Below are 10,692 nucleotides of genomic sequence, written 5' to 3'. Positions count from 1 at the left end.
ATTGACGACTTTGGCACGGGTTATTCATCACTGAACTATATTCATAAACTGCCTATTCATACTTTGAAAGTAGACCAGTCCTTCATCAAGGATATTGAAGATACACACGATGATGCCTGCATCGTTAATGCTATTGTATCCATGGCCCACGGCCTGAAACTCAATATTGTTGCCGAAGGCGTCGAAACCGAGACTCAACTAAGTTACCTAAAGTCTTTGGGCTGCCAGGAGATTCAAGGCTTCTATTTTGGTAGAGCCGTTCCAGGCCGTGACGCACTTGAACAGATTAACAACAATGCGAGCCAGCTTATTGAGATATAAGCTGGCCTTTTTCCTCAGAACATCCATAATAATGCAAAGCCTTATAGTCAAACCTGCCTCTTCTCTTTGAAAGCTCAAACCATGTTAGACAAATACAGATTAATTGGACGTTCCTACGACACTTTAAGCAAACTATATAGCGGCAATGCTATACAGGAATGCCGCTTAGCGATGCTTGATGAAGAACTCGTCAAGACTGGTAGTAAAGTCTTATTTGCTGGTGCGGGACAAGGTGATGATGCCATTAGAGCAGCTGAACTCGGTGCTGAATCGACATTAATTGATTTATCACCAACAATGATGGATACCAACCTCAAACTTATTGAGAAGCACCCCGATAAGGAGTCACTCAATATTAAACCTATCCTTGGTGACATACTCAAGCATGAAGCAAAAGCTAATTATGATGTCGTGGTTGCCAACTTCTTTCTAACAGTATTTGAGAAAGACAAAATGAATGCGGTGTTAGACCACCTGATCAAACTGTGTAAACCAGGTGGCTACGTGATTATTGGTGATTTTAAAACTGCCAGTGGCAATATATTTCAAAAGACTGCTCAGCAAGCCTACTGGCTAACCGCCGCAACGGCTTTCTTTGCGGTCGCAGGCAATGCTATTCATGGCCTTTACAATTACGCAGACCTACTTGAAAAGAAGGGTTTGAAGCTCTGTAAAGAGCAGACTTTTAGCGTACTGGGCCAACCCGCATTTCAGTCCATACTGGCCGAGAAACAGTGAAGCTGGTATTGAGCTAAGCCCAAGGCTTGTAATGATTCCGAGAACACCTCTTCATTAGGCGTCATCTCAGAAAAATAAATCTGATGAATCGCGTTCTTTGTAGAGAGATCTTGCCCTGGAATAACCCCCTGCTCACCAGCCAACAAATGCTGCACTCGCTTTGCAATCGCTTCACCGGAATCTACCCAGCTTACCTGGGGAAGCAAGGCACTAAGCTGATCTTTAAGTAAAGGGAAATGAGTACATCCCAAGACAACCACATCTACCCTTGAGCCATCGACTTCTTGTTTAAACGGTGCCAGCACTCGAGCAAGAAGTGCTTGATCAACTGGGTAACCCGACAAGTGCATTTCGGCTTGTTCAACAAGCTCACTGCTACCAATTCGAACCACGCAACAATGACTTGCATAGTCCTTAATTAATTGATCTGTATATTGGCGCTTAACCGTTGCCGGAGTCGCTAATAACCCTATCACCGCGCTTTGGGTCATCTGGGCTGCGGGCTTTATAGCGGGTACAACGCCGACAAAGGGCACATCAAACTCCGCCCGTAAATCCGGCAGGACTAGGGTGCTAACAGTATTACAAGCCAGAACAACCAGCTCTGGCTTATGTTGGAGCAACATTGCCGAGACAACTTCTCTTAAGCGTTGCCGAAGCACCTGCTCCGGCAACAAACCATAAGGGAAGTAAGCGTCGTCTGCAAAATAGATAATTTGCAACTCTGGCATTGTCGCCAGAATCGATTGGCAGACACTCAAGCCCCCTACTCCGGAATCTAGTACCAGAATCGAGCGAGCAGCGGGCGACTGTGTCAAAGGGTGAGGCCTTTTAGCGCTGCACAGAACGCTTGCGCATTGCGACAAATAGCGCAAACAAGCAAACTAGTACAGGCACTAAAAAGATATTAATCAACTTCAAACGCGTACCCAAGTTTTCAATATCCTGGTCCAACTGATGCTGAACATCTCGCAACTGTTTACGAATTTTAAGCTTCTCAACCTGAAAGCTTTCTAACTCTTGGGCTTGCTCATCAGTAAATAGAGCACCATCACCTTCACCCCGTAAACGCTCCAGATCCATCAGCTTACTCTCAGTTGCCTGAAGCTCTTCTTCGAGCAACTCTTGCTGCTCCAGGAAGCGCTCTTCAGCCGCCATACGTATATCTTCAACTTTATCAAAAGGACGATTAAAGCGCCCCTGACTACGAATTTGAATTAGCTCCGGATGCCCCGAAAAGTTTTCCAGAGCATTAACCAGGAAACTACCATTATCGGCCCAAGGCGTGGCAATCTGCTGACCAAAGAAATTCTGAACCTGAATCCACAGTCGATCTGTCAGTAGATCTGAATCCGCAACAATCATCAAGTTAAGCGCCTCACCTTCGCTTATTTCCGGTAAAAGCGTTTCGCTAACTGTTTCGGTTTTCTGAACCTCTTCGGCATCCAAAGAGTCGCCCTCAGCATTTGGCTCATCGCTATCAGATAAGATCTGCTTCTGCACTGTTACACCTTCAGGAAAAGCGGTCTTCGCTTTCCCTGAAACTCTTACAGCAAGGGCATAGCGCTCGCCCGTTGGTTCAAAGTCATTCAATAAGTCTTGAGGGTCTTGCAGATTTGTTAAGAGCTCAGCTTTTTGTGGCATTGACTGTTCACTGCTCGATAACAAGACATTCACTTCCGTCTGACGGTCTTCAAGACTATCCAGGATACCCGCTGAAGACCAGTTCATGCTCTCTAATCCGAACAAGACAATGTCTTCGCCTGAGCTCGCCGTGCTCGGGTCCATCCCTAACAAGCCAATATGTCGCACCGGATTTCGGTTCTGTCCAAGCCCGACAACCATAGAGTTTGCGAAGTCAGTCACGATCACATCTTCGCGCAACTGGAGACCCCAGCCAGGCAGCAACTTATTAAGATCTGAACGTTGTACAGAAGGAATTCCGCTTTGTCCGGCAAGTGCCTCAGAGTACGGGTCGAGAAATACCAAGGTTCTCCCACCCTTCAGGACAAACTGATCTATCGCAAACAACAAACTATCTGAAAGGTTTTGAGGTGCAACAAGCAAGAGCACATCCACCTCAGGAATTTCGGTGGCATTGTCTTCTATCCATTCCAGTTCAAAGCCTTCCTGCATATATTCGACAATCGACCAAGCTGGACGTGTCTGTCGAGTCATATAATCAAAGCCGCCATTGATTTCCACGCCACTATAAATTCCGACTTTAGGCAAAGCCGTCTTTGACAGAGACGAGATCAAACGCGTCAATTCATACTCAAGGAATGCCTCTTTGTCTGGCTGCATAAATGGAATCACTTCTTCTGCGCCGTCTTCATTCTGTACACGCAAGCCAAAGTAAATTTCGTCACCTCGGGAACCTGCTGGCACGCCTTGCAAGCCAGCCAAGGAAGCTTCATCTTCAGCTTCCGAGAAAGGCACAGGATCTACTTTTTCGAAGCTGAGCTTCCCGTCAGATAGACCTACATACTCTTGCAACAATTCTTCGACTCTTTGAGCATAAGTCCTTAAAGCAGGAAGCTGTGAACTCGCTTTATCAGAAAAATACAAGGTTAAGTTCACGGGCTTATCAAGACTTTTAATTATTTTCTTAGTGCCGTCAGACAAGGTATACAAACCATTTTCAGTCAAATCCCAGCGAACACCGCTTAGCAGTTTGGAGCTCACGAGAATCACCACAAACATGGCAATAAATACAATCAATAAACCTTTAGATGATTTTAAATTAGTCATGTCTATCTCCCCTTAATCCGCTTTCTTCATATCAACGACCAAAACAGTGGCATAGAGCCAGGCCGAAATGAGCACAAGAAAATAAACAAAATCGCGCAAATCAATAACACCACGGGATATCGCATCGAAGTGAGTCAGGAAGCTTAGGTTAGCGAAGCCATCAACCAACCACAACGGCGCCCAAGACGAGAAAACATCCTGAACAATTGGAAACCCTGCTACCACCATTAGAAAGCACACCACCAAGGTTAGAATAAAGGCAATTATCTGGTTTTTCGTTGTTGCTGACAGGCATGAACCTATCGCCAAAAAACCACCAGACATTAGCCATGAACCAATATATCCAGCGAAAATCACGCCATTATCAGGCTCCCCAAGATAGTTAACGGTTATCCATAAAGGGAAGGTCAAAAGCAAAGCCAGACCGATAAAAAGCCACGCCGCAAGAAACTTGGCAACCACCAGCTCCAAAGTAGATAGAGGTAAAGTCATTAGCAACTCAATGGTGCCACTGCGACGTTCCTCAGACCATAAGCGCATCGCCACTGCAGGCACCAAAACAAGATATAGCCAGGGAATGAAGTTAAAGAAAGCCCCAAGGTCAGCCTGACCTTGCTCAAAGAAATGCCCCAAATAGAAAGTAAACACACCACTGAGCATTAGAAATATAACGATAAAGATATAAGCGACAGGCGTTGAGAAATAACTCGCCAACTCCCTTTTTAATACAATATTCATGACGTTCATGAGCGACCTCCCGTACGAGCAGCCTGCTCTGCTTCGATTGTTACCTTCCTAAAGACATCATCCAACTGCCCCGTCTCGACATGCAGTTCTTCTATCTGACAATTGGCGGCATGTAACACGGAGTTAATTGGTGCAAGAATCGCCTGCCCATTCACTGGGTAAGCCTTGATTGAACCTGTCGAGTCACTATCAACTGATTCAACCTGCGGTAAAGCTTGCAGCTGTCTGATAATGTCTTCATTATGTTCTGAAAGCCTGACTGTCACCGCGTTATGATGCTCTGACATGGCAGCTAGTTCTTCAGGCGTTCCATCAAAGACGATGGCTCCTTGAGCCAAAATCATGGCACGAGAACAAACCGCACTCACCTCTTCAAGTATATGCGTCGAGACAATAACAATCTTGTCTTCTGACAAATCGTGGATTAACTGTCGAACCTGATGTTTTTGGTTTGGGTCCAAGCCATCAGTCGGCTCATCCAGAATTAGCACTTTGGGATCATGAATCAAGGCCTGGGCGATCCCCAAACGGCGGCAATAACCTTTCGACAGGTTTTCTACCTTCTTGTTCAGAACCGGTTCCAACGCGACCTTTTCCACAACCTGGTCAATTCGGGTCTGCAGCTGAGCCCCAGAAAAACCTCGCACCTGACCGATAAACCTTAGTGATGCGATAACCGTCATATCTGCATAAGCAGGTGCACCTTCAGGCAGATAACCAATTTCTTTCTTGGCGGCAATCGGGTCCGATAAAACATCATGTCCCATTACCGCTATCTGCCCCTCACTGGGTGCCAAAAACCCTGTCAGGATCTTCATTGTTGTTGATTTACCTGCGCCATTTGGCCCTAGAAACCCTAAGACTTCACCAGGTTTGACAGTAAAGCTGATATTATTTACAGCGCAGAAGTCATCAAAATTTTTAGTAAGATTGGAAACTTGTATCATGGTTTACTCTGAATTGAATTAACTCTAGATTCATATTGTTATGATTAACATATTGACTCACGACAGACTCTTCTACAATGCGAGTCGACGGGTCTTCTCTGATCGTAAGGCCCGGCAGGAAAATATAGAGAGCGTACTCTTTAATTTCAAGTGTTTTCAGCAAAGCTTTCAAGGTAGTAATCTTTTGCCCCACAGATTTAACCTTGCGGTTACAAATATGTGAAAGACTTGAGATAAAGCAGCCACAGAGCTGTGATTTATGGCCGACAGCAAACAAGTGAATTTTGCCTTGGGGCAGGCTTGCCTATAAACTAGCCCACCAACATATACTGCTCGACAACTCGATTACATGATTCAGCCCATATACAGAAGTTAAGACGCTGAATGCTTGTAGTAGAGCAACCCGGTACTGCACATAATTGAACTAAACGGAGACCCTTAGTTTATGAGTCATTTTTTCGGATTAAGTTCTTTACTATTTAGCCTGCTAAGAAAAATTCTATTCTTGTGGGTTCGCGTTGAAGTAAAAGGTGCCGACACGGAAAGCCTTAAAATAGACCCGAACAAGCCGGTTTGTTATGTTTTACAATACAGCTCACTCTCTGCTCGTCTCGTCCTCGAAAACAGCTGCATTAAGTCTGGACTCCCTTCTGCCCAAGCACAACTCAAACTCAATGAAAACTCGGTTAGGCGCTCTTTTTTCTTCTTGTATGAACGTCAAGGAAACTGGTTTAAAAAACGCCAAACCCCTATGGTCACTAATCGGCTCAAACAAATCGTCAAGACCATTGCCGAGAGCAATAAAAATTCCGATATAGACCCATTGGACGTTCAACTTGTTCCGGTCACTTTATTTTGGGGTCGCTCCCCCGAAAAAGAAAAGTCATGGTTTAGATTACTTTTTTCTGACGGCTGGGCGGTATCCGGGCCTTTCAAAAAGCTCTTGATAATACTCCTTCACGGCCGTCGCAGCCTAGTACAATTCAATCAGCCACTTTCTGTGCAACAAATGCTCGAGGAAAGTAAGCAAGACGAGAAGATTTGTGCTCGAAAAGCCGCTCGTATTTTACGTGTTCACTTTCGTCGTGTACGCCAAACCGTGCTGGGCCCGAACCTATCTCACAGACAAAACCTCGTTCACGGCATTATTAATAGCGGCCCAGTGAAAGCCGCAATTGAGAAACACGCCAGTGAAGAAGGTAAGACACCAGCCCAGTCCAGACAAATAGCTTTAAGCTACGCAGACGAACTGGCTTCCAACTTACAAATATCCACCATCCATTTTCTTGAACGTTTACTCAATAAACTGTGGAATAAGATTTATAACGGTATCAGCGCTAACAATGTCGACAAAGTCCGTGATGTCACCAAAGATCACGCTGTCGTCTACGCACCTTGTCATCGTAGCCACATCGATTACCTATTACTTTCTTCCAAATTATTTGAAGAGGGAATCATGGTGCCACATATTGCAGCGGGCATTAACTTAAACCTTCCTATTGTCGGTTCAATTTTACGCCGCGGCGGTGCTTTCTTTATGCGCCGAAGCTTCAAGGGCAACCCTCTGTACTCAACGGTTTTCTCTGAGTATATCCACACCATTTTCAAACGCGGCTACTCAGTAGAGTACTTTGTTGAGGGTGGTAGAAGCCGCACAGGACGCACACTTTCGCCTCGCGCTGGCATGGTAGCGATGACTGTCACCTCCTATCTCCGTGACCAACAAAAGCCTATCGCCTTTGTACCCACCTATTTCGGCTATGAGAAAGTATTAGAGGGCAGTTCTTATCAAGGCGAGCTTCGTGGCAACAAGAAGCAAAAAGAGTCTATATTTGGCCTATTCAAATCACTTAAAAACCTACGCCGCTCTTTTGGTAAAGTTAGCTTGAACTTTGGTGAACCTATCTACCTTGAGGCCTACCTGGACCAACACCAAGAAAACTGGCGAGACTTTACGGGAATGCAAACCGAGAAACCGCAATGGTTGTCCGGTTTTGTCGACAAGCTCTCTCAGGAAATCGTTACCGGAATCAATAGCTCCGCTGCGATTAATCCTATTAATTTCACTGCCTTGGTACTACTGGCAACCGAACGCTATGCCATGGATGCGAAAGTACTAGGCCGCGTAATGAACTGCTTCAATAGCCTGTTAAAAGAACAACCTTACAGCGAAGATATCACTTTTGCCGAAGGTGATGGCTTTGACTGGATTGAGTACGCTGAAAATATGCACCTGGTCGAGAGGCAAAAACAAGAACTGGGCGACATTATTAGCCTGACCGATAGAAATGCTGTGTCGCTCACTTACAACCGAAATAATATACTTCACTTGTTCGCAATCCCCTCTTTGATCGCCTGTTTAATGCAAAATAACAGTCGCATTGAGAAAACTCAGCTATATAGCCTGTTCAAATCAATCTACCCTTACATTCAGGCAGAACTTTTCCTTCGCTGGAGCAGTGACGAGGTCGAAACAGTATTTGAAGACTGGCTAAAAGTACTCATCCAACACAAGCTGGTAATTGACAACGGTGAGTACATTACTCGTCCGGCAAGCGGCAGTGAGGCCTTCGTAAACTTGTCCATCTTATCTCGTTTGATCATCCAGACCTTGGAACGCTACTACATAGTTGTTGCCATTCTTACGCGTAGTGGTTCAGGGAAGCTTGATGCCGAAGAACTTGAAAAACAGAGTACACTTATGGCTGAACGCATGTCGATTCTCTTTGGTCTCAATGCCCCGGAGTTTTTTGACAAAGCACTGTTCCGAAACTTCATTGCAACGCTGCAAAAAAAGGAATTCTTAACACTTAATGGCGCCAATAAGTTGGTATACGGTGAAGATGTTGAACGTGTAATAGAGGAAGCAAAATTTGTTCTGAACGCAGAACTCCGCCAGGCAATTATGGAAGTGACAGCACTTGAAGCCTAAGAACTGTGCTCTCTATGTCAGCCTTACTCTGCTAGCGATGACAAGTGGCTGCGCTGTCAGCCCGCTACAACAAAGTGATCCTGAACCTAGTCTCAATTGGTGCCCACCACTGCCTAATTGCGTCTCAACTGAAGCAAGTACCTTTTTTCACAAAATAGATCAGTTTTCCCTATCCATGCCTTTTGAAAAGGCGTGGCCACATGTAGTTGCTAGTGTAAACCAGCTCCCTCGCACCGAGATTTCACATCAATATCAGGGCTATATTTACGCAAAAAGTTATTCTCAAATATTTGGCTTTGTCGACTATTTCGAGGTACTTTATCAAGCTAATACAGAAACATTGAATGTACGTTCAGGCTCTCTACTAGGAATATCTGACCTATTGGTTAACTACCGAAGAACAGAACAACTTCGCGAGTCTTTGCTAACAAAACAAGTTATCTCACCCACGGACTAGCTCAGCTATCCAGGATTTTATAACGTCCGACACGCCAATCGTCTAATCCGGACTTATACCATCGCGAGAAGCGACTATCTGAAGGACCGCCTGCCAAACAAGTATGTAAGCTTGACTCGCCCATATCAGCAATCAAACGCACCGATGGCGCGAAACTGGTGTCACGCCCAGCGCTACGATAAACCTGACCTTGGTGAGGCGTTGCCCGCCCGCCCAGCAAGGGTATCGACTCAGTATCAAAACCGAGCAAGGTCGGCAGCTTCCCTTGGAATACAATATTGTTCAAAGCAATAGTATTCACCTCTCCCCAACTCTGATTATGCTTCTTCGATAACGGCTCCTTTAGTGCTTTGAGTTTATTGAAGGCTGAAAGGTAGGCTTCATCGCGTGTGATATCGCAATACCAGGCAGATTTATCGCTCACTAATATACGGTCAAAATTCTGATAGAAATCGATAAACAATCCACTATCCTGGGATAAGTGCTCAATCACATCGCCACCCAAACCTATCCTCTGCAAACCAAAGACTTCTTTTCTCAGTAAATCATAGAATGCCTCAAAAACTGGAGCGCCTATAGAGTCCAGGTCATAACGGTGATCCCATTGCTTAAGCATCTGATAGAGTTCACCTGTTTCACCATTTGATTCCAGCAGCGGCAATAGAATATCTAGAAACAACCCTGCTTGCTTTGAATAAACGTCCATCTGCAGAGCTTTCATTGATTCGATATCGTGCGTTTTATGGCTCGCCAATACCTCTTCAATTCTACTCGCTCGGTAATCCCCCATCGGCATATTAATTGGATCAACACGCCCCAGGTGGTTTAGATCCTGATTCGCCGTGACTAAATAGCCATTTTCGGGATTATAGGCACAAGGCAAGTCTTCTATATCCACCAGACCCTGCCAATCATTGTTTGAATCACAGCCCGATATTGGCACAAACCCATTCCAACCAGCACAGCGCTTAGGCATTAGACCCGACATCTGATAAGCAATGTTATCCTCAGAATCAGCAATCACCCAGTTCCAGGCTGACTCGATCTTACCCAAGGTAGCCATTGCCTCTGCAGCTGAAGACATATCCCCCATCTTCAAGGCAGCCATAATAGACGCAGCACCTGAATCTGCAGCAGCCCAACGCGTAGCAATGTAATGACCCGCGATAGCCGGATCACCTTCGAGTACGCCATGCTTATTCTCGTAATAACAAAGCTCAACATCCGCTGACTTTTTCCGTTTTATCACCTCTCTGCGAGTAGCGAAATCATGCCAAGCACCGTCTTTCCGATACTGCCCACCCTTACAATCTTCTACCCAACTATCTACCGTATCCATGAAGGTATAAGTCACTCCCCAAGCAACCTGCTTATTGCGACCAACCAACACACCAGGCAAACCGGGCATCCCCATTCCGATTAGCGAACCGCCGCTCCATGATAAGCTTTGCTCACACCAAACATTGGGCAAACGATTTACTTCCAGGTGAGGATCATTGGCCATGATTGCTCGCCCAGATTTTGTACGGCTGCCTGCGACAACCCAATTGTTAGACGCCATCATTCTAGGCAAGGCCTGATTCCAGATCACTTCACGCGGAACAATTCGTTCCTGAAGCTGAATACTCTCCACCAGTTCACGGTCAAAACGCTTAACGTCAATGGGAAATAGTTCAGCCAGAGCTTCTGTAGAGACGCCTGATTGCGTCAATTCAATAAAGAAACGTTCTACTTCCGCCTGCGATTGCGCCAAAGTCAGGTAGCTCGTCATTCGCGATATAAGAATAATATCCTGCACT

10 protein-coding genes are annotated in these 10,692 nt (G+C 45.5%); 4 read left to right on the top strand and 6 right to left on the bottom strand.

Translation table 11 applies throughout. The features are described 5' to 3' along the window. The coding region (locus A3763_RS18470) for an EAL domain-containing protein (protein ID WP_156495168.1) at positions 1-321 on the top strand (321 nt) is incomplete at its 5' end. 81 nt (positions 322-402) lie between these two features. Continuing rightward, the gene (locus tag A3763_RS18465) at positions 403-1,059 is read left to right on the top strand and encodes a bifunctional 2-polyprenyl-6-hydroxyphenol methylase/3-demethylubiquinol 3-O-methyltransferase UbiG (RefSeq protein WP_068514702.1); all 657 of its coding nucleotides are present in this window, start codon (positions 403-405) and stop codon (positions 1,057-1,059) included. Here the strand turns inward: A3763_RS18465 and murI are convergent. From murI to A3763_RS18440, 5 genes are read right to left on the bottom strand one after another with little or no spacing between them, the layout of a single operon-like run. Continuing rightward, the gene (gene murI / locus A3763_RS18460) at positions 1,032-1,877 is read right to left on the bottom strand and encodes a glutamate racemase (protein ID WP_068514699.1); all 846 of its coding nucleotides are present in this window, start codon (positions 1,875-1,877) and stop codon (positions 1,032-1,034) included. The two genes, A3763_RS18465 and murI, sit on opposite strands and share 28 nt — an antisense overlap. Before the next feature lie 13 nt (positions 1,878-1,890). Further along, positions 1,891-3,810, bottom strand: a complete 1,920-nt coding sequence (locus A3763_RS18455) for a Gldg family protein (protein WP_068514696.1) — start codon at positions 3,808-3,810, stop codon at positions 1,891-1,893. 12 nt (positions 3,811-3,822) lie between these two features. After that, entirely contained in the window at positions 3,823-4,557 is a 735-nt protein-coding gene (locus tag A3763_RS18450; RefSeq protein ID WP_068514694.1) for an ABC transporter permease, read from the bottom strand. Further along, on the bottom strand, positions 4,554-5,504 hold the full coding sequence (locus tag A3763_RS18445; protein WP_068514691.1) for an ABC transporter ATP-binding protein: 951 nt from the start codon (positions 5,502-5,504) through the stop codon (positions 4,554-4,556). Before A3763_RS18445 ends, A3763_RS18450 begins: the two co-directional genes overlap by 4 nt. Continuing rightward, positions 5,479-5,697, bottom strand: coding sequence for a hypothetical protein (locus A3763_RS18440; RefSeq protein WP_068514689.1), 219 nt, complete (start codon positions 5,695-5,697; stop codon positions 5,479-5,481). The genes A3763_RS18445 and A3763_RS18440 overlap by 26 nt, the downstream gene beginning before the upstream one ends. Before the next feature lie 252 nt (positions 5,698-5,949). Between A3763_RS18440 and plsB the strand changes: the two genes are divergently transcribed. Continuing rightward, positions 5,950-8,436, top strand: a complete 2,487-nt coding sequence (gene plsB / locus A3763_RS18435) for a glycerol-3-phosphate 1-O-acyltransferase PlsB (RefSeq protein WP_068514686.1) — start codon at positions 5,950-5,952, stop codon at positions 8,434-8,436. Beyond that, positions 8,426-8,893: a DUF1499 domain-containing protein gene (locus A3763_RS18430; protein WP_082872067.1), complete on the top strand. Its 468-nt coding sequence runs from the start codon at positions 8,426-8,428 to the stop codon at positions 8,891-8,893. The genes plsB and A3763_RS18430 overlap by 11 nt, the downstream gene beginning before the upstream one ends. 1 nt (position 8,894) lies before the next feature. Here the strand turns inward: A3763_RS18430 and A3763_RS18425 are convergent. Beyond that, on the bottom strand, positions 8,895-10,692 hold a 1,798-nt coding region (locus A3763_RS18425; RefSeq protein ID WP_068760313.1), incomplete at its 5' end, for a penicillin acylase family protein.

The organism is Oleiphilus sp. HI0128 (assembly GCF_001635365.1).
This window is presented reverse-complemented; position numbering and strand designations above follow the sequence as displayed.

Bases quoted from the DNA above. Each gene is read 5' to 3' on its own strand.
- A3763_RS18455 (WP_068514696.1), bottom strand. From the start codon at position 3,810: ATGACTAATTTAAAATCATCTAAAGGTTTATTGATTGTATTTATTGCC.
- A3763_RS18465 (WP_068514702.1), top strand. From the start codon at position 403: ATGTTAGACAAATACAGATTAATTGGACGTTCCTACGACACTTTAAGC.
- A3763_RS18445 (WP_068514691.1), bottom strand. From the start codon at position 5,504: ATGATACAAGTTTCCAATCTTACTAAAAATTTTGATGACTTCTGCGCT.
- A3763_RS18450 (WP_068514694.1), bottom strand. From the start codon at position 4,557: ATGAACGTCATGAATATTGTATTAAAAAGGGAGTTGGCGAGTTATTTC.
- plsB (WP_068514686.1), top strand. From the start codon at position 5,950: ATGAGTCATTTTTTCGGATTAAGTTCTTTACTATTTAGCCTGCTAAGA.